This is a genomic window from Cytobacillus sp. FSL W7-1323 (genome assembly GCF_038595015.1).
In the GTDB taxonomy this organism is placed as follows: Bacteria; Bacillota; Bacilli; order Bacillales; family Cytobacillaceae; genus Cytobacillus; species Cytobacillus kochii.
In genome coordinates this window covers 4,524,338-4,543,822 of record NZ_CP151998.1, presented here as the reverse complement: position 1 = coordinate 4,543,822, position 19,485 = coordinate 4,524,338, and the positions used below count along the sequence as shown (strand labels likewise).

The window sequence follows — 19,485 nt, the reverse complement described above, 5'->3', positions numbered from 1 at the left end:
TTGGAAGGAGATAAATTGATGGATAATCCATGTAACCAACAAGCATTAGGCGATTGTTCAACGGCTGAAGGGTTAAATACAATAGCGAACGCCGCTGCTGCGCATGCGGAAGGTTTTGAAACTGTTGCAAACGGGGAGGCTTCACATGCAGAAGGATCGCATACACTTGCGGCAGGGGATGCCTCACATGCAGAAGGCTATATGACGGAAACAACAGCTAGTGCCTCGCATGCAGAAGGAAGTCAAACACAAGCAATTGGTATAGCTGCGCATGCGGAGGGCTTTGCAACACAGGCAGTCGGAGATAGCGCCCATGCGGAGGGAGTGAACACCCTTGCATCTGGAGTAACAGCCCATGTGGAGGGGAATGGATCTCAAGCAACTGGGGATGTTTCTCACGCAGAAGGATACCAATCAACCGCACAAGGAATTGCTTCACATACAGAGGGGCAAGCAACACAAGCGATTGGACTTGGTGCGCATGCAGAAGGTTTTGAAACACAGGCAATCGGAAATGTTACTCATGCAGAAGGGTATCAAAGTGTTGCTTCAGGGGTTGCTGCGCATGCGGAAGGTTCACAAACAGAAGCCATTGGCATTGGTTCTCATACTGAAGGTTACCAAACAAGAACAATCGGTGCGACTTCTCACGCAGAAGGGGATGGAACGGTTGCTGCTGGAAACTCTGCTCATGCAGAAGGAGATCATTCAGAAGCAAGTGGCGCGTCATCTCACGCGGAAGGTTCATATACAGCAGCAAGTGGAGAGAATGCCCATGCCGAGGGTTCCCAAACAACAGCAAGTGGTGCGAATGCCCATGCAGAAGGTGTCGAGGTCACAGCAAGTGGAGATGGATCCCACGCAGAAGGTATATCGACAACAGCCAGTAACTCCGGAACCCATGCAGAAGGATATAATACAGAAGCAAGTGGATTAAATGCGCATGCTGAAGGTAACCAAACGACAGCTTCAGGGGAAAATTCCCACGCAGAGGGGCAGATGACAATGGCTAATAGTATATGCACACATGCTGAGGGGTATCAAACAGAAGCTAATACCCCATACTCACACGCAGAAGGATATCAATCAAAAACATATGGATGGTATTCCCACGCTGAGGGGTATCAAACAGAGACATATGGATGGTATTCGCATGCAGAAGGAGATAAAACAATCGCAAGGGCTGATCGTTCTCATGCGGAAGGATATCAAACAGAGGCAAGTGGTTGGTATTCGCATGCAGAAGGTGGTTTTTCAACTGCAAGTGCGAGTGGTTCGCATGCAGAAGGTATTTATACAACTGCAAGTGCTGCTTCAGCACATGCGGAAGGATCGAGAACAAATGCAACTGGCGAGGCATCTCATACAGAAGGGATTTTTAACACTGCTAGTGGTGAAGCGGCTCATGCAGAAGGCTATGAAACGTTAGCTAGCGGTAACTATTCCCATGCTCAAGGTCGGCAAACTGTAGCAAGTGGAATTTATTCTCATGCCGAAGGATTCTATACCTCCACGGAAGGTTTTGCTGCCTCACATATTATGGGTGTGTTTGGCAATGCAGAAGAAGCCAATTCATGGTTTATTGGTAATGGCACAGGGACTAATGCTAGAGCAATTGGCGCCAAATGGCTCGCCAGCAATGGAGAAATGTACATCGACGGTGCGTCCTACAACACAGGTGGAGCCGACTTCGCTGAAATGTTCGAATCCATCAATGGAGAAGAAATAGAAGTAGGCTACTTTGTTACCTTAGAGGGTGACAAAATCAAAAAGGCTACATCATTAGATAACTATATACTTGGGATTACTAGCGCGACTCCGAGCATCATTGGCAATAGTGCAGGCCTTAGCTGGCATGGGCGCTACCAATTGGATGAATGGGGAAGAAGAACGTATCATGAAGTGGAGATCCTTGAAAAGAAAGATAAAGAAGGAAACGTCATAATTCCTGCTTCAACAGAGACACAACCAATTATAAATCCAGAATGGGACACACAAAAGTCGTACATTCCAAGAGAAAAACGTCCAGAATGGGTACCAGTTGGACTAGTGGGCCAAATTCTTGTAAGAGATGATGGCACATGTGAAGTCGATGGGTATTGTCAGTCTAATGATGATGGAATTGCTACGAAGGCAACGGATGGGTTCCGCGTCATTAAACGGACAGGAGAGAACCAAGTATTAGTTTTGATCAAGCCGAATGATGATGAAAACCGAAAGTTAAAAAGAGACATAGCAGTGATAGAAGAGCTGCAAAAGCAAAGCGTTGTGACGATGCAGGAATATCGTACGCAAAAAGAAGAGAGTGACGTAAAGATGCAGGCTTTACAGCTGGAAAATGCAATAATTAGTCGTGAAATAAAAGATTTAAAAAATCAATTAGCTTCTCTTATGAGTAGATTGGATGGAAATGATCATCTTTAAAAATTTAAATAAACGACTGCACTATGAAGATGAAAGGTGGAGTCGTCACTTTTACATAGAGTGATGTTGAAAATAGTAGAATGGTTTAGAAAGCAAAAAATTAGGGCATTGAACACACTAAGGTGGTGGAAGAATTTGAAAATATTAAAAGGCATGTATTCATTGATTTTGTTTGTAGCAGGAGTCCTTCATTTCGTTCGGGAACGAAATTTTCGTAAGATAGTGCCGGAATCTTTACCGTTTAAAAAAGGGGTTGTCCTCATTACAGGTGTGCTGGAGGTCGCATTTGCGATGTTACTTTGGGCGAAAAGAGGTCAAAGTCTAGTAGGTAAGCTGCTTTCATTCTTCATGGTGCTTGTTCTCCCAGCGAATATCAACATGGCAGTAAAAAATAATACTTTCTATAAAGGTAAAAAGATTCATCCGTTATTTTTATGGATGCGTTTACCACTACAAATCCCACTTATTTTAGGGGCAATTAAACTCACACATCCATCTACTGAAAAAAAGACTAAATGACCCATGTTATTTAGTTTTTTTCTTTTTTATAAGACAAGTTATGAGAGGATTTTAACTAGAAAAAGTTTTTCTGAAAAAATTTTAAAAAAAGGAGTGTACAAAGCTATCACCCTATGATAATATAAAAAGCGTCGTCAAGAAAAGAAAACGCTTCAAATTAAAAAGCGAGCCATTAGCTCAGTTGGTAGAGCATCTGACTTTTAATCAGAGGGTCGAAGGTTCGAGTCCTTCATGGCTCACCATTTTATATTCGTATGGCCCCTTGGTCAAGCGGTTAAGACACCGCCCTTTCACGGCGGTAACACGGGTTCGAATCCCGTAGGGGTCATCTTTTTTAATAGTAGTAATCATAGGATGCAAGCGCTCATTCTTTCATTGATTACGAATTTTATATAGATTTGGTCCGGTAGTTCAGTTGGTTAGAATGCCTGCCTGTCACGCAGGAGGTCGCGGGTTCGAGTCCCGTCCGGACCGCCATGATTCACTTGTATAGTGATCATGAAAATTGGATAAGCTGTTTTTATGGCTCAGTAGCTCAGTCGGTAGAGCAAAGGACTGAAAATCCTTGTGTCGGCGGTTCGATTCCGTCCTGAGCCATCAAAAAGGGAGTATGAATTTAATTCGTGCTCTCTTTTTTTATGTTTTTCTCCTTCCTCTATTACAATCATATGACAAAATTCCCCCTTTTCTATGTAGTTTTTTCCTATATTACGTCAAACTATGTCACCATAAATACAGTTTATTTACATTACCGAGACATCAAACTCGTAAAAATGACGATATGGTACATTAGTTAGGTGCAATAGTGATTAGTCTGATAGCACTAATAAGAACCAGAAGGTGTAAAGTAGTATAGGGGGAAGAACCATGAAGCAATGGAAGCAAAGACTGACTACATATACAGAACATACATCTAAGCGTGTTACACATAAATGGAAGAAAGCGGCCGCAATCGTTATGATTGGTGGTTGTTTAGCGTGGAGTGGATCCACATCAGTATTAGCAGAAGCAGAAGAGTCGGATTTGTATTATGTATATATAGGTGATCAATATGTGGGGACAGTTGATAATCCCCAAGTGATTGAAAATATAGTAGAGGATGAACTTGAAAACCAAGGGAAGTCCTATGAGGGCATACAAAAGGCGTTAGACCATGAGATCTCCTATCTACCTGAAGATGAAGGGAAAGCCTTTAATGAAGCAAGCGACAAAGAGTTAACGTCAGAAAACGGGCTGAGAGGGATCTCTATTAAAGCAGATGCTGTCGCGCTAGAAATTGATGGTGAAACAGTTGCTTATGTAAAGAACCAAGAAGAAGCGAATGAAGTGCTTCAGCAACTACAGTTACAGTACATTTCTGAAAAAGACTATAAAGAGTTAAAAGAGCGCTCAGAAGAAGAAGAGCCACTACCAGAATTAGCAATTGGTGATACCCGCCTGTTGAATGCGAAATTTTCCGAGGAAATAGAATGGAAGAAAGAAAAAGTAGATCCGAACAAGGTGCAGTCTGTTGATGAGGTCATCAATTTCTTAAATAAAGGAACAGTAGAACAAGAGAAATATAGAGTTGAAGAAGGCGACTCTATTAGTACGATTGCTGACGAATTTCATTTATCTACAGAAGAACTTGAAGACCTGAATGATATAGGTCAAGAAGATGTATTAAAGGTTGGTCAAGAACTTGTTGTTGAAACAATCGAACCGTACGTTGATGTGATTACGAATAGATCAGAATATATAGAAGAAGACATTCCCTTTAACACAAAAGTAATAGAAGATGATGATATGTTGAAAGGGGAAGAGAAAGTAAAGCAAGAAGGGAAAAAAGGAAAACGTAACGTGTTATACCATTTGAAAGAATCAAATGGTGAAGAAGTCGATAAAAGTGAACTAAAAGAGGAAATCATTGATGAGCCTGTAGAAGAAATCCTTATTAAAGGAACAAAAAATCCTGATGTTGGCGATGGTGACTTTGCTTGGCCAGCAGTTGGTGGATATGTGTCAAGCGAGCTTGGCCATCGTTGGGGTAAGCTCCACAAAGGGATTGATATTGCCAGACCAAGTAATCGAACCATTAAAGCAGCCGATAATGGAAAGGTCATTTCAGCTGGCTTTAGTAGCAGTTATGGCTATAAAGTAGAAATAGACCATCAAAATGGCTACCGTACCTTGTATGCTCATTTAGATTCTCTCTCAGTGAGTGCAGGAGAGACAGTAACGAAAGGTTCTAAGTTAGGTGTGATGGGCTCTACTGGTAACTCAACAGGTGTTCACCTTCATTTTGAATTATACAAAGATGGTCAGTTGAAAAACCCATTAGACTATATTAGTCAATGATCAAAAAAGCGCTGGGACATGAGTGTTTTAGCTAACATTAAGCACGAATAACTCTGCTTTCATAAACAGAAGTTATCGTGCTTTTTTGTGTGTATGGTAAGGTTCCATCTAAGGGCGCTCGCAAAACAAAAAGCCCCTTCTATCTTGCTTTTCCATAACTTGTACATATATGATACATTACAAATGATGCGTACTTGTATGTAACGTGATAAAGTAGAGTAGGATACATGCTGACGAAATTTTACAAAATGCTTTTACAAGCCCAATAAGCTTAGATATGATAATCTTGAAAAAGATACATGATTGTGACGATAGTAGATAATAATTGGATAAAGGAGAACAACGATGGATAAGAAAATTCTTGTAGTAGATGATGAAAAACCAATTGCAGATATATTACAGTTTAACTTAAATAAAGAAGGCTTCGATGTAACTTGTGTGTATGACGGTGTTTCCGCATTGGAAAAAGTAGAAGAAGTAAAGCCTGATATGATTCTATTAGATATTATGCTTCCACAGAAAGACGGCATTGAGGTTTGCCGAGAAGTAAGAAAGAAATATGATATGCCGATTATTATGCTCACAGCAAAGGACTCTGAAATTGATAAAGTATTAGGGCTAGAGCTAGGAGCAGATGACTATGTAACAAAACCATTCAGTACAAGGGAATTAATTGCCAGAGTAAAAGCCAATCTTCGTCGTCATCAACAAATTGCATCAAAAGTGGATGAAGAAGATGAAAGTAATGAAATTGAAGTTGGCTCACTCACGATTCACCCGGACGCATACATCGTTTCTAAACGCGGTGAAACGATCGAACTAACGCATAGAGAATTCGAATTACTTCATTATTTAGCTAAGCATATTGGACAAGTAATGACGCGTGAACATTTACTTCAAACTGTTTGGGGCTACGATTATTACGGAGATGTTAGAACAGTTGACGTAACCGTTAGACGTTTGCGTGAAAAAATCGAAGACAATCCAAGTCATCCGACATGGATCGTTACAAGAAGAGGTGTCGGATACTACTTGCGAAATCCAGAACAGGAGTAAGTAGAACATGAACAAGGTAGGATTTTTTCGATCAATTCATCTGAAATTCGTCATTATATATGTGTTGCTCATCCTCATTGCCATGCAAATTGTCAGTGCTTATTTCGTCAGGCAATTAGAGGATACGTTAAACGCTAACTTTAAAACAACGATTGAAAACCAGATGAAGCTGCTATCTTATTATTTAGAAGAACAATTTGTGAAAGAACGAGTGCCGGAAGACGGTGATGCCACATTGGAGGTGGACCTGCGCAGGCTACTGCAGGACTACAACACTGATGATATTAGTGAAGTTGCCGTTATTGAAGGCACGTCTATGAGAGTGCTAGGGACATCGAATGTTTCTGATCAATCAAAGGTTGGTCAGAAGATGTCTAATGCGCTTATTCGTACGTCAATTAAAAACGGTCAACCGAATGAACAGGATAGTGTCATTAATGGCAAACGAGTATGGATCTACATTAAACCAATTATTATTGATAATGACGTAAAAGGTGTGATTTATGTCACGTCTAAAATTGAGAATGTCTATACACAGATGAGGGAGATTATTAAAATCTTCTCAACAGGTACAGCAATTGCTCTTATTTTAACCGCTGTGCTCAGTGTGTTACTTGCGCAAACCATTACAAGACCTATCACCGATATGAGAAAACAAGCGTTAGCAATGGCAAAAGGAAATTATTCTAGAAAAGTAAAAATCTATGGCCAAGATGAAATTGGTCAATTAGCTATGACCTTTAATAGTTTGACTAGAAAGCTGCAGGAAGCACAAGCTACCACTGAAGGGGAAAGAAGGAAACTATCATCGGTCCTCACCTTTATGACAGATGGCGTTATTGCCACTGACCGCAAAGGGCGTGTCATTCTCATCAACGAACCTGCTGCAGAAATGTTGCATGTTTCACGTGAAACAGTCTTATCTAATTCAATTGTTTCATTATTAGGGTTGGAAGAAGACTACACATTTGAAGAGCTACTTGAAGAAAGAGAATCGGTTATCTTAGATTATAGTGATGAAAAGAGCAATCTTATTTTAAGGGCCAATTTTTCAGTTATTCAAAAGGAAACAGGCTTTATTAATGGACTTATAACCGTTTTACATGATATTACCGAGCAAGAAAAAATTGAAGAAGAGCGCCGCGAATTTGTGGCTAACGTTTCACATGAGCTAAGAACACCACTAACGACCATGCGCAGTTATTTAGAAGCATTAACAGATGGAGCGTGGCAGGATAAAGAGATTGCTCCGAATTTCCTTGATGTCACTCAAAATGAGACGGAGCGTATGATTCGTTTGGTCAATGATTTATTGCAACTATCGAAAATGGACAGTAGCGATTATCAATTAAATAAAGAGTGGGTTGATTTCACACAATTCTATAACCGAATTATTGATCGCTTTGAGTTCACGAAACAACAAAATGTCACTTTCGAACGTAGGGTGCCAACAACGGCTGATTTTGTTGAGATTGATACAGATAAACTCACTCAGGTACTTGATAATATCATTTCCAATGCGATGAAATACTCACCTGAAGGAGGAAAGATTACCTTCAGTATTGAAGAACAAGAGGGGTATTTAATCATAAGCGTAGCTGATGAAGGCATGGGTATACCGAAAGAAAATGTATCAAAAATCTTTAATCGTTTTTATCGTGTAGATAAAGCAAGAACAAGAAAATTAGGAGGAACGGGATTAGGACTAGCGATTGCCAAGGAAATGGTAGAAGCGCACGGTGGTGAAATTTGGGCGGAAAGTATTGAAGGAAAAGGAACAACGATCTCCTTTAGCTTGCCGTATATCCGTTCCGAAGAGGATGATTGGGAATGACCTATGAGAAGATAAAGAATATCCTATTAATTATCTTAGTAGGTTGTAGTATCTTATTGACGTTTAATTTATGGACGTATCGACCTAATTTAACGCCTGTCGAGAACCCAGGACAAGCGATTGAACCGATAGGAGATGACAAAGAGTATAGTGAAGTCATTAGACCTAGTCAGCTTATTCATTTCTACGATGATAAGAAAATTGGAACAACCTTATCTGCGGAAATCGACCAAATCACTAATGATATGAACAAATGGGAACTATTAAATCTAGCTAATGTCTCCAACGATATCGGTTCATTACATGAATGGATAGAAGAGTCAGGACATTCTATAATGGTCTACCCAGATGACGTTTCACTTAATGCTTTTCGCGAAGTCATGCCCAATATAGATAAGAACGCTACCGATTTTTCATTTGACACAATGATGATTGACACGACTTCTATAGAGGATGATGTCGGTTTAGCCTATTTTATATCGAGAGATCAAGGTACGGTCTACCGTGGAGAAGTACAAGGTCCATCGATGGCTGATTTCCGTACGAAGTATTACGAGACGGCCAGTGAAGATGAAGATTTCTATTCGCTTCTTGGTTATAAGGGCCAGAATGATCGCGTGATTTATGTACCGGATGAGCATATTCCTGTATCGACACAACGCATCTATTTAATGGATAAAATCAAACCACGTACATTGATGGAGTCATTATTTAGTGATCCATCTGTTGTACAAGAGAGTACAACTCAACCATCCATGATTGAATATACCGATAGTACGAGTATTATGCGTGTCTATGAAGATCGCAATATGATTTCTTATAAAAATATCTCTTCTGTTGTTGGTGATGAGTTTGTTGGGATGAATCTACTGCGACGAAGCATTGATTTTATGAATGCACATAAGGGCTGGACAGGCAATTATCGTTACTTTGAAGAGGTACCAGAGAGTAATAAGGTTGTCTTCCGATTATTTCATAACCAACAAGGAATTCCCATCTTTAGTGATTATCATCGAGCGAAGATAGAAGTAGAGCTTGGCGATACAGACATTAATGAATATACGCGTAGCAACTTCGCACTCGGAACGATTGTGAGTGGTGGGGAGGAAAGCCGTTTACTATCCGGTAAGGAAGTCATCGAAGAGATTGAGCAGCTGCCTAATTTTGAGCGTAACTTGCTGCAAGATGTAACGGTGGCTTACGAGATGAAGGTAGAAAAGAATGTGGCTACAACTAATTCGGAAATCATCAATTTGCAGCCAGCTTGGTATTATCGTTATAATAATGAGTGGAAGAAGTTTACCAAGGATGAGTTTATACCAAATTGAGGCAGGAGGGGAAAGTAGATGGATTGGAGCAAAATAAAAACCATTTTTATACTGACCTTTCTTGTGCTCAATGTCTATTTATTGTATGAGTACTTTACTGTCGTCCAAGCAAAAGAACAAGAAACGGAATTTCCTTTATCAAGCACGTTAGAAGAAAAATTAAAGGATGATGACATTTCGTACGACGCAAATATTTTTACGACAGAAGAAGTCAGTGGCCAGTTGTTACGGGCAACTCCTAAAGAGTTTGAAAAAGATGAATTGAAGAGCCTGAATGGAGAAGACATTAAGGTTGATGGCGGTGTCGAGTATATATTTGATGTCAATAAGCCATTGATGAAAGTAAGTGAAGACTTTGATCCAAAGGAATTAGAGTCCTTTATTCAGAGTCAAGTCTTATACGGTAATGAGTATCGTTTTTGGGAGAAGAAAGGCAATACCATTACGTATTATCAAACATACCAAGAGAAAATCATCTACCAAAATAAAAATGCTGAACTAACCTTCTTCTTAAATGAAAATAATGAAATTGTCTCTTATACACAAACATACTTGGAAACAATTGAACCAATTGAGGATGATCAAAAATTGATCAAGCCGCCATCTGAAGCATTATCTTCTCTATACAATAGTGGCAAGATCCCGTCTGGAAGTAAAGTATCAGAACCAGAGCTTGGGCTTCATACGTATGTCGATATGAGTAATCTTCAAGTATTAACACCAGCTTGGCGCTTCGTCATTGATGGTGAATACAGTCTATATGTACACGGATTCGAGCTAAATGTACTCGAACTAAATAAAAATGAGAATAAAACAATGGAGTGAGAGAAACCTATGTCTTTTCAATTTAGCGTTCTCGCGAGCGGCAGTACGGGGAATGCCATTTTTGTAGAGACCAACACCCACTCCTTTTTAGTGGATGCTGGCCTCAGTGGCAAGCAAATGGAAGCATTATTTAAAGAAATTGATCGTGATATGAGTCGTTTAGACGGGATACTTGTGACACACGAGCATAGTGACCATATAAAAGGTGTCGGTATTGTTGCAAGGAAATATGGGCTCCCGATCTATGCCAATGAAAAAACATGGCAGGCGATGTCTCCGTTAATTGGACAAGTCCCAACAGAGCAGAAATTCACCTTTGATATGGAAACCGTAAAAACCTTCGGCGACCTCGATATTCAATCATTCGGCGTCTCACATGATGCAGCCGAACCGATGTTTTACGTTTTTCATCAAGGCGAGAAGAAACTTGTGCTCATCACAGATACGGGGTATGTAAGTGATCGCATGAAGGGACTTATTTCAAACGCCGATGCCTATGTATTTGAAAGTAATCATGACGTGCAAATGTTAAGAATGGGACGTTACCCATGGAATATTAAACGTCGAATTTTAAGCGATGTCGGCCATGTCTCCAATGAAGACGCGGCGATTGCGATGAGCGAAGTGGCCGGTGATCGCACGAAAGGCTTTTATCTTGCCCACCTAAGTCAAGATAATAATATGAAGGACTTGGCACGCATGGCTGTCGCACAAACACTTGAAACAAAAGGCATACGCGTCGGAGAGCGATTCCAGCTCTTTGATACAGATCCGAAAAAACCTACAGCTTTAACAGCTGTTTAAGGCAAGAAATAATGGGTAGAAGGAAGGGGAGGCTTAGATGCTACCCCTTCCTTTTTTGCGCTTTTTACCAAATCAGAAAGAAAGTATGAACAAATTCGTAAGATTTTCTTGTCTTATGCATTTTAGTATTTGTCTTTTTTCATCTATGCGTATAATAATAGTAGCGGAGTAAGCCTCTACACGTTTCATCAGGTAATCTTTCTCATTCCTAGTATGTTTCTAATGAAGAAGAGTTATGATAACACTAGGGAAAAAAGAGACCTCATTTTTTATAAAAATAGAAGGATATATCTTAAAAAAGAAAATGGAATGAAAGGGTTGGTTGTGTAATGGGCTATTATGATGATCATTATAATCAAGAGGGACGCACCAAAAAGGGAAGTAAAGCAGGTTACATATTCTCTAGTCTTGTCGGTGTCATTATCGGTGCATTGCTCGTTTTATTCGTTGTTCCCCAAATGAACGGGGGCTCTAATGGTGGAGAAACATTAGGCTTATCAAACACAGATGAAAACAGCCAAGTAGAAACGAAAAAAGTATCGGTAGATGTGGAAACAGAAATCACATCAGCAGTCGAAAAGGCAAGAGGAGCGGTTGTTAGCATCTCCAACATCCAATCGGCAGGCATGTGGTCGAATGGACAAAATGGTGAAAGCACACAAGGAGTAGAAGCAGGCTCTGGCTCTGGTGTCATTTATAAGAAAGAGGGGGACCATGCCTTTATCGTGACGAATCACCATGTCGTCGACGGTGCGGAGAGGCTTGAAGTCAATCTCTTCAATGGTGAGAAAATTGCTGCTGAGCTCGTAGGATCCGACGTATGGACAGACCTAGCTGTACTTGAAATAGATGGCTCGATTGTAGAGGATGTCGCAGAATTTGGTGATTCCGACGCTCTATCAATTGGTGAGCCTGCGATTGCTATCGGAAATCCACTCGGTCAATTTGAAGGCTCAGTCACAAAAGGGATTATTTCCGGCTTAAATCGGACCGTACCAGTCGATATTGATCAAAACGGTACAGTCGATTGGAATGCTGAAGTCCTACAAACAGATGCAGCCATTAACCCAGGAAATAGCGGTGGGGCACTCGTCAATATTAGCGGACAAGTCATCGGCATTAACTCGATGAAAATTGCCGAATCCTCTGTGGAAGGCATTGGGCTTGCCATTCCGATTAATTTTGCGCAAACGGTCATCAGTGACTTAGAACAGCATGGTGAAGTGAGAAGACCATATATGGGCGTACAAATCGCTTCAGTAAGTGATATCCCTGCCTATTATCAAGAAGAAGCGTTAAAACTTCCGAAAGATGTAGAAAATGGTGTAGTTGTGAGCGGAGTCGAGCCAAATGGTCCAGCTGCAGAAGCAGGACTGAAAGAAATGGATGTCATTGTTGAGCTAGATGGTGAAGAAATTACCGATGTCTTAGATTTACGCCACCATTTATATGGTCAGGACGTAGGAGATGAGATGAAGGTGAAGTATTATCGCGAAGGTAAATTAGCAGAAACAACAATGGCCTTAAAAACCGAGAATACATTCTAAATTCATCCACAGGAAAGTGAAGGCATCACTTTCCTGTTTTTTTTAGTTTTGATAAGATGAGATGTGGATAAATTATAAATAGATAAATGAGGAGGCACCGAAGATGATTTATAGCTGTGAAGAACATATTGATATCGCCATCGATACCATTGTAGACGAACACGAAACCTTCCCAGTGTTAACAAAATGTGCACCAGAAGAAAACTTATCAACAACCTGTGAATTCTGCCCCAACCCAGCCATATATATGGTGGCGAACAAATAATCCCATACAAGATGTGGATAGAAAATGTGGATATGTGGATAACTTCTGTGGATATTCTGTTTATGGTGTGAGGATGACCTGTGTATATCTTTTGAGGGATGAAATGAGACTGGGACATAACTAAATGAGCTAACCTCAAAAAAGAACAATAGCAAATTGATTTTAAAACATCATTTGCAAAAAAAGTCCGTTCCATTGCGCTACAGTCACTCGCTTTCCGCGGGGAGGGGCTGAGCCTCCTCGGCATTGAACTGCACCCCAATTGTTAGACACTATCTACAACTATTGGAGGTGCAGTTTTTTTGTCCAAATTTACTGCGGAAATGAAGCTACAAGCCGTGACTCGCTATTTAAGCGGAAAAGAAAGTTACAGAGAAATTGGAGAATCTATTGGAATAGATCACAAATCGATTGTTAAATGGGTAAGACAATACAACTACAATGGTGCAGAGGCATTGGTGAAACGTTGTACAAGTTATACACAAATGTTTAAACTAGAAGTACTACAATATATGACTGAAAATGGTACTTCTCTATGTGAAACGGCAGCTATTTTTAATATCCCAGCGCATTCCACTCTAGCTGTATGGAAAAGAAAGTTTGAAACACAAGGGATAGATGCCCTTCAGTCACAGGAACAGGGGCGTCTATCCATGAAAAAAGATTCAAATAAACAAAGTTCTACTGACCGTTCTTTTGAAGCACTAGAAAATCGAATAAAACAACTGGAAATGGAAAATGAGTATTTAAAAAAGTTGAATGCCTTAGTTCAAAACAAGGAAAAATCACCAAACAAGACAAAGCACAAGTAGTCTATGAGTTAAGGCATAAGTATTCGGTGAAGTCACTCGTAAAACTCGCTGGCATTCCACGCAGCACCTATTATAATTTAGTAAAACGAATGAATCGACTTGATCCAGACACCGATATAAAAGGAGAAATCCAAGCCATTTATGAAGAACATGAAGGTCGTTACGGTTACCGTCGTATTCGGGATGAGCTAGTGAATCGTGGGAAAAAAGTAAATCATAAGAAGGTTCAACGAATCATGAAAGAGCTGGGTTTAAGATGCCTAGTGCGGATGAAAAGGTATAAATCTTATAAAGGCACAGTCGGTAAAATAGCGCCAAATCATTTAGACCGTCAATTTAGTGCGGACGCACCGAATGAAAAATGGGTAACAGATATTACAGAATTCAAGCTATTTGGTGAAAAGCTGTATCTATCGCCTGTATTAGATTTATTTAATGGTGAAATTATTACGTATACCATCGGTTCTCGACCAACGTATTCATTAGTTTCGGACATGTTAGAAAAAGCATTAGAATCCTTACCAGAAAGGCATCAATTACTCATGCATTCCGACCAAGGATGGCATTATCAAATGAACCAATATCGCAACTTGCTTCAAGCAAAAGGGGTTAAACAGAGTATGTCACGTAAAGGTAACTGTTACGATAACTCTGTAATGGAAAACTTCTTTGGGATACTGAAGTCAGAATTGCTTTATTTTAAGGAATTTGAAAGTGTGAACCACTTTAAACTAGAATTAGAAAAATATATAGAATACTATAATAGGAAACGGTTAAAGGGAAAATTGAAAATGAGTCCGGTACAATACCGAACTCATTTTGAACAAGTTGCCTCATGAAATAACTGTGTCTAACTTTTAGGGGTCACTACACATTGCCTGTGGGGTCTCAGCTTTCCCTCTATTTCCCGCAGGAGTCGAGTGTCTTCCGCTCCATTTCACTATTCTTTTCATATAAGGGTTCAAATCACACAAAAAACCGAATGATTAGATGCTAGAACTCCTAATCATTATCATTCGGATAAATCATTAGCTAGAATACTTATGTCCCAACCTCTTTCATCATTTTACTCATCTAATTCCTCTAGTCGTTTGATCATTCGTTGACTATGTTTATCCTCGGGATTTGTCTTGTACGCTTTTAATGCCTCAGTAAATTTCTTATCTAACAAAAGTTGGTCGGCTTCAGTTAGTGTTCTCGTTTTTAAGTAAAAAAAGGGAAGATGACCGATCGTATCATTACCTAAGCGGTAGCCGTTGCTTCTCGTCAGTAATTCATCATTTTCATCGAAAGCGTCAACAGACCAAGAAAAGCGGTTGTTTGGGTTGGTGAAAGCGAGTAATGTAATGGGATCAACAGAATTTGGATCATCACCTGACATAGAGAGTCCAACGGTATGGTTATATAAGTCTTCCACTGGCACATCTATTTCGTTTGTTGCAATATGTGAGCGAAAGGGACTACTTATCGAACCAGATCCATCATCTATAACGACAGCGAGATGTAGTTGATAATAGGCAGCCTCCTTTACCGGTTCCCAAGAAAAATGCACCGTGTCCGTTGTGATTTTTTTCTGATTAACAGGTGAATTAATCTCAATTAACGGACGAAGCGTGATATCCTTCGTGACTTCAAGCTGATCGCCAGCTGTTAGCCAATCATCCATCGTAGAAGGATACGTCCATCCATCAATCTGATCGAAAGAAAACCCAAGAATCACTTGATAACGTCCTGATTCAACAAAGTTCCATTCATAAAAGCCATCTTTATCTGTCGTCGTAAAATAACGTTCGTCCCCAATAGCGCCATAATGAATGTCTGATTCATTTCTCAAAATAACGCCAACATTGGCCGCAGGTTTGCCGTCACTATACATAATTCTACCTTTTACGGTACTAGTAGTCGGGTTATTGATGCTACTTTCTATTCGATCCTTAAGTGATACCAATGACTCGTATACGTCAGTCGTATATTCTGACTCTATTGTGTCATCATTCCCTTCAGCTTGTTTATATTCATTTAAAATGACATTCAGTTGTTCACGAGCTTCTTGCAACTTCCCTTGTTTCATCGCGATTTCTACTTGTCTTTGCCCGATTTTAGCGTGCCAATAATAATCGCCTTTCTCCAGATTTTCATCAAATGTCTCTAACAGTTGGTTTGCTTCTGTATATTCTTTGTGGTTAATGGCAAAGTCAACCCGTTCTAGTTGTAAATTATTATAATAGAGACTATAGGAGCTAGCGGCACGTTCTGACGCTTGATCCAAAGTCTGTTTAGCAAGGTCGGACTGATTCATCTCTTCATAATAGGACGTAAGCTGTTTGACGGCTAGAACGAAGTAATCATCAATAGGTCCTTCTTTTACATATTGCTTCAGATAGGGTAATTTTTCTTTCCATGTAAAGTGGATGGTCGGTTGATCTAATTGCACCTCTGAGTAAGATGGCCCAGCAAAGACATTAAACCGCTCAACTGGTTGTATGAGCATATATTCTTGAATGATGTTCCATTTTTGCGTCTCAAAAACTGTATCATCTTCAAGTGTTTGCAGTAAGGCAACCTTAGCCTCAGAATGTCCTTGGTCAGCTTGTTTTTTCGCATTATAAATATTCCATTGTGGGATAATCAAAAAAATCATCGTAGCAATAAGCAAAAGAAAGGCAACAACCAGATAGACGAGCTGCTTCACTTGTAGTTTAATTTTCATATTTCTTAACCAGCTTTTCAAAATCTTCTTTCCAATACACGTTGCCCCCGATTTTAATCGTCTCATTGTTTTCCCTCGTCGTGTAACTGATCTCGTTGCCGACAAAAGTTAAACCGGACAGCAATACAATCATCATCCCAAAAGCTGCAACCGGAAGGAGGGGAATCTCAATCTCCTTATGCCAAAGGGAGTTCAATCTTTGTTTCCAGGTTGGTTTGCCCATTCGGTCCAGTACATTTCTTTGCTTGGTGAAACGAAGGTGTTCTAACTCCTTTTCGAGTTGTTTTTTCATATGCCGATACTCCCTTCAGGAAGAATTTCTTTTAAAAGCAGGCGTGCCCGCTTTAACTTGGACTTGACTGTGTTCTCATTGGTTTTCGTAAATAAGGCGATGTCTTTAATCTTCATTTCGTTAAAGTAAAATAATGTAATGACTTCACGATATTTATAGTCTAATTGTTGAATGCTAGTGCTGATGCTCTCATGCCACTCAGAAAATAGCAGAGCATTTTCAGGATTCAATGTCTGACTATCTGCTTTTGTTCTCTCAATCAAATCAAGAGGGGCAAGCAGCACTTTCCAACGCGATTTCCTCATTTGGGAGCGGCAGCGATTAAGAAGAATGGTCGTTAACCAACTTTTCAACTTCTCTTCATCCTCAAGCTGATCTATCTTTTGAAAAGTGATCACAAACGTATCCTGAACCGCCTCTTCTGCCAACTGATAATCCTTCAAAAGCAAGAAAGCGGTCCGTAGCAGATATTCCCCATACGCAGCCATCACTTCTAAATACGCCTCATCTTCTTTCTGTTTCAAACGCTCTACAAGATGCAAAAATACCGCCCCTCCTCTCTGGTAAAATCGAGTATAATACATAGATGCTAAAAGGCATGGAAAAGTTGCAAAAAGAAGGAAAAATTTTTCAGACAACAAAGAGGACCATCAATAAGTCAGCACACTTTATGGTAAACTAGGGGAAGAAAAAACAGCTCGGAAGGAAGGCCCAGTATGAACATCACAATCGTATCCGTTGGCAAACTAAAAGAAAAATACTTAAAACAAGGCATCGACGAATATAAAAAACGCTTAAGCGCCTACGCCAAACTAACCCTAATCGAAGTACCAGACGAAAAAGCCCCAGAATCCATGAGCGCTGCCGAAATGGAAGAAGTCAAACGCAAAGAAGGCGACCGCATACTCGCCCACATCGCCCCAGACACCTTCGTCATCACCCTAGAAATCCAAGGCAAAATGCTCACCTCCGAACAACTCGCAAAGAAACTAGACGACCTCGCCACCTATGGTAAGAGTAAGATTGCTTTTATTATTGGGGGGTCGCTTGGGACTAGTAAGGAAGTGGAGAGTAGGAGTGATCTCGCGTTGAGTTTTTCGAAAATGACGTTTCCGCATCAGTTGATGAGGTTGTTGTTGTTGGAGCAGATTTATCGGGGGTTTCGGATTAATCGGGGGGAACCTTATCACAAGTAAGTGCAGTTTATAAAGATTTTAATTTACAAACTGAGAAGTATAAAAAAGTCGAAACTAAGAATAGACTAAGTGGATTTATTACTTTTATTTAAAAGTAGGAAAAATTAAAATTACTGCAATAAAGAATATTCAGTTGGTACTCAACTGGATTGAAAGCGATATTAATCTATTGTAAATTCAAAGTATTAATAGAATGGCTTCAACATATATAAGTGCACAAGATCTTCGTCAGTTTATTCATCTCCCATCCTGTATAAATTAATTGCTTCCCGTAATGAATGTAGCAAATGTTGCTCTGTTTTAATAACTAATGAATTTTTAAAATTATTCAATTCTACAGTTTGGATGAAAAGCATCTATTTGGTACGTATTTTTGAAAAAGCGCTGAGTTGAAAAATACAGGGGTGGAAATGAGTAATGTGGTCAGGTTCGAATTTATAATTTGTTTATATTTGCGATATAAGGAGTTTAAAACTGCCTTTCATAATGGAGTATAAGAAATTGAAAGGGAGAGGATAAATATGAATTAAAAATTTAAATTTGCAACATTGGCGATTTTTAGCTCATTAACCATTTTGGCGGCATGTAGCGACGAGACAGCAACGGAGATGGAGACAACTAATTCGACGGAAGAGGTTGAGCCAACAGCACAAGTTGAGGAGAAAAGCCAGTTTACAAAAGGTCAGGAAATGATGAATCTATTAAGTAGTACAAATTGGCAAGGGACAAAAGTTTATGATCAAGATAACAATGATTTAACAAAGGAAAATGCAAACTTTATTGGCTTGGCTAAATATGATTCAGAAACAGGGCACTATGAGTTTTTTGATTCAGCAACAAAGGAGACACGTGGAGATGAAGGTACATTCTTCGTGACTAACGATGGAGAGAAGCGAATTTTAATTTCTAATACGATGCAATATCAAGCTGTTGTGGAGATGACGGAACTTAGCGAAGATATTTTCACATATAAGCGCATGGGGAAAGATGCAACAGGCAATGATGTAGAAATTTTTGTTGAACATATTCCATACGAAGAAACAGAGTTAGCCTTTACAAATCCAGCGCAAACTTTAACGACCACGACAGGGGCGATATTGACGGACGTTGATGGTGATGAAGTTTTAGGCGAAACATTATGGCAAGGGACAAGGGTGATAGATGATCAGGGGAATGATTTGACAGAGCAAAATGTCAACTTTATTAGCATTGCCAAATATAACTCAGCAACAAATCAATATGAATTTTTCAATGTTGAATCAGGAGAGAGTCGGGATGATTTTGGTTACTTTGATGTGATTAATAGTAACAAAATGCGAGCACATGTATCACTAGGTGAAAATAAATATGGGGCTACTCTAGAACTGACAGAATTAAACGATAACAAGTTCACGTATAAGCGTATGGGCAAAGATGCAACAGGCAATGACGTAACTATTTTTGTTGAACATGAGCCGTATAACGGAGAATTTAATTTAAATTTTAGTTTTTAACAGGTAATATTTGAATATGCTTGATTTCTCTTTAGAAATCGGG

At 39.7% G+C, this 19,485-nt stretch carries 16 protein-coding genes and 4 tRNA genes; 17 read left to right on the top strand and 3 right to left on the bottom strand.

Annotated elements, in window-relative coordinates; all coding sequences use genetic code 11:
• Window positions 1-18: 18 nt before the first annotated feature.
• The 15 genes from MKX67_RS23005 (at window position 19) to MKX67_RS22935 (ending at window position 14,590) form a co-directional block, all read left to right on the top strand.
• Entirely contained in the window at window positions 19-2,424 is a 2,406-nt protein-coding gene (locus tag MKX67_RS23005; protein ID WP_322910619.1) for a peptidase G2 autoproteolytic cleavage domain-containing protein, read from the top strand.
• 135 nt (window positions 2,425-2,559) lie between these two features.
• The gene (locus tag MKX67_RS23000; protein ID WP_095371354.1) at window positions 2,560-2,943 is read left to right on the top strand and encodes a hypothetical protein; all 384 of its coding nucleotides are present in this window, start codon (window positions 2,560-2,562) and stop codon (window positions 2,941-2,943) included.
• A 166-nt stretch (window positions 2,944-3,109) separates the two neighbouring features.
• Window positions 3,110-3,185 (top strand) — tRNA-Lys (locus tag MKX67_RS22995).
• Window positions 3,186-3,199: 14 nt separating this feature from the next.
• A tRNA-Glu gene (locus MKX67_RS22990) sits at window positions 3,200-3,271 on the top strand.
• Window positions 3,272-3,343: 72 nt separating this feature from the next.
• Window positions 3,344-3,420: transfer RNA gene (locus MKX67_RS22985), tRNA-Asp, on the top strand.
• A gap of 47 nt (window positions 3,421-3,467) precedes the next feature.
• Window positions 3,468-3,540, top strand: a tRNA-Phe gene (locus tag MKX67_RS22980).
• 270 nt (window positions 3,541-3,810) lie between these two features.
• A complete protein-coding gene (locus tag MKX67_RS22975; protein WP_095371355.1) occupies window positions 3,811-5,280 on the top strand; it encodes a M23 family metallopeptidase in 1,470 nt (489 codons plus the stop codon).
• A gap of 345 nt (window positions 5,281-5,625) precedes the next feature.
• Window positions 5,626-6,336: a response regulator YycF gene (gene yycF, locus MKX67_RS22970; RefSeq protein ID WP_095371356.1), complete on the top strand. Its 711-nt coding sequence runs from the start codon at window positions 5,626-5,628 to the stop codon at window positions 6,334-6,336.
• A 7-nt stretch (window positions 6,337-6,343) separates the two neighbouring features.
• The gene (gene walK, locus MKX67_RS22965; protein ID WP_095371357.1) at window positions 6,344-8,170 is read left to right on the top strand and encodes a cell wall metabolism sensor histidine kinase WalK; all 1,827 of its coding nucleotides are present in this window, start codon (window positions 6,344-6,346) and stop codon (window positions 8,168-8,170) included.
• Window positions 8,167-9,498 carry a two-component system activity regulator YycH gene (gene yycH, locus MKX67_RS22960; protein WP_095371358.1) on the top strand — a complete coding sequence of 444 codons (1,332 nt, stop codon included), beginning with the start codon at window positions 8,167-8,169 and terminating at the stop codon, window positions 9,496-9,498. Before walK ends, yycH begins: the two co-directional genes overlap by 4 nt.
• Window positions 9,499-9,516: 18 nt before the next feature.
• Window positions 9,517-10,323: a two-component system regulatory protein YycI gene (gene yycI / locus MKX67_RS22955; protein ID WP_095371359.1), complete on the top strand. Its 807-nt coding sequence runs from the start codon at window positions 9,517-9,519 to the stop codon at window positions 10,321-10,323.
• Window positions 10,324-10,332: 9 nt separating this feature from the next.
• Window positions 10,333-11,127, top strand: a complete 795-nt coding sequence (locus tag MKX67_RS22950) for an MBL fold metallo-hydrolase (protein ID WP_095371360.1) — start codon at window positions 10,333-10,335, stop codon at window positions 11,125-11,127.
• 329 nt (window positions 11,128-11,456) lie between these two features.
• Window positions 11,457-12,674, top strand: a complete 1,218-nt coding sequence (locus MKX67_RS22945) for a trypsin-like peptidase domain-containing protein (RefSeq protein WP_095371361.1) — start codon at window positions 11,457-11,459, stop codon at window positions 12,672-12,674.
• 103 nt (window positions 12,675-12,777) lie between these two features.
• A complete protein-coding gene (locus MKX67_RS22940; RefSeq protein WP_224936993.1) occupies window positions 12,778-12,939 on the top strand; it encodes a CxxH/CxxC protein in 162 nt (53 codons plus the stop codon).
• Between the two features lie 302 nt (window positions 12,940-13,241).
• Window positions 13,242-14,590 (top strand): IS3 family transposase gene (locus MKX67_RS22935; protein WP_224935613.1). Its coding sequence is split into 2 segments (ribosomal slippage): window positions 13,242-13,686 and window positions 13,686-14,590, totalling 1,350 coding nucleotides; the frame shifts between segments, so codons are not numbered across the junction.
• A 227-nt stretch (window positions 14,591-14,817) separates the two neighbouring features.
• Here MKX67_RS22935 and MKX67_RS22930 read toward each other — a convergent pair.
• Genes MKX67_RS22930 through MKX67_RS22920 form a run of 3 tightly spaced genes read right to left on the bottom strand, consistent with a single transcriptional unit; the run spans window position 14,818 to window position 17,295 of the window.
• The gene (locus tag MKX67_RS22930) at window positions 14,818-16,461 is read right to left on the bottom strand and encodes a carboxypeptidase-like regulatory domain-containing protein (protein ID WP_322909911.1); all 1,644 of its coding nucleotides are present in this window, start codon (window positions 16,459-16,461) and stop codon (window positions 14,818-14,820) included.
• The gene (locus tag MKX67_RS22925) at window positions 16,451-16,753 is read right to left on the bottom strand and encodes a hypothetical protein (RefSeq protein WP_307319009.1); all 303 of its coding nucleotides are present in this window, start codon (window positions 16,751-16,753) and stop codon (window positions 16,451-16,453) included. The genes MKX67_RS22930 and MKX67_RS22925 overlap by 11 nt, the downstream gene beginning before the upstream one ends.
• Window positions 16,750-17,295 carry a sigma-70 family RNA polymerase sigma factor gene (locus MKX67_RS22920; protein ID WP_322909910.1) on the bottom strand — a complete coding sequence of 182 codons (546 nt, stop codon included), beginning with the start codon at window positions 17,293-17,295 and terminating at the stop codon, window positions 16,750-16,752. Before MKX67_RS22920 ends, MKX67_RS22925 begins: the two co-directional genes overlap by 4 nt.
• Window positions 17,296-17,469: 174 nt before the next feature.
• Here MKX67_RS22920 and rlmH point away from each other — a divergent pair, with 174 nt between their 5' ends.
• Both rlmH and MKX67_RS22910 read left to right on the top strand, forming a co-directional pair.
• The gene (gene rlmH / locus MKX67_RS22915) at window positions 17,470-17,949 is read left to right on the top strand and encodes a 23S rRNA (pseudouridine(1915)-N(3))-methyltransferase RlmH (protein WP_322909909.1); all 480 of its coding nucleotides are present in this window, start codon (window positions 17,470-17,472) and stop codon (window positions 17,947-17,949) included.
• Window positions 17,950-18,497: 548 nt separating this feature from the next.
• The gene (locus MKX67_RS22910; protein WP_322909908.1) at window positions 18,498-19,442 is read left to right on the top strand and encodes a DUF4822 domain-containing protein; all 945 of its coding nucleotides are present in this window, start codon (window positions 18,498-18,500) and stop codon (window positions 19,440-19,442) included.
• Window positions 19,443-19,485: the final 43 nt, after the last annotated feature.

Excerpts from the sequence above, each read along its gene's own strand:
- MKX67_RS23005 (WP_322910619.1), top strand. The coding sequence starts at position 19 with ATGGATAATCCATGTAACCAACAAGCATTAGGCGATTGTTCAACGGCT.
- MKX67_RS22975 (WP_095371355.1), top strand. The coding sequence starts at position 3,811 with ATGAAGCAATGGAAGCAAAGACTGACTACATATACAGAACATACATCT.
- yycF (WP_095371356.1), top strand. The coding sequence starts at position 5,626 with ATGGATAAGAAAATTCTTGTAGTAGATGATGAAAAACCAATTGCAGAT.
- walK (WP_095371357.1), top strand. The coding sequence starts at position 6,344 with ATGAACAAGGTAGGATTTTTTCGATCAATTCATCTGAAATTCGTCATT.
- yycH (WP_095371358.1), top strand. The coding sequence starts at position 8,167 with ATGACCTATGAGAAGATAAAGAATATCCTATTAATTATCTTAGTAGGT.
- yycI (WP_095371359.1), top strand. The coding sequence starts at position 9,517 with ATGGATTGGAGCAAAATAAAAACCATTTTTATACTGACCTTTCTTGTG.
- MKX67_RS22950 (WP_095371360.1), top strand. The coding sequence starts at position 10,333 with ATGTCTTTTCAATTTAGCGTTCTCGCGAGCGGCAGTACGGGGAATGCC.
- MKX67_RS22945 (WP_095371361.1), top strand. The coding sequence starts at position 11,457 with ATGGGCTATTATGATGATCATTATAATCAAGAGGGACGCACCAAAAAG.
- MKX67_RS22940 (WP_224936993.1), top strand. The coding sequence starts at position 12,778 with ATGATTTATAGCTGTGAAGAACATATTGATATCGCCATCGATACCATT.
- MKX67_RS22930 (WP_322909911.1), bottom strand. The coding sequence starts at position 16,461 with ATGAAAATTAAACTACAAGTGAAGCAGCTCGTCTATCTGGTTGTTGCC.
- MKX67_RS22925 (WP_307319009.1), bottom strand. The coding sequence starts at position 16,753 with ATGAAAAAACAACTCGAAAAGGAGTTAGAACACCTTCGTTTCACCAAG.
- rlmH (WP_322909909.1), top strand. The coding sequence starts at position 17,470 with ATGAACATCACAATCGTATCCGTTGGCAAACTAAAAGAAAAATACTTA.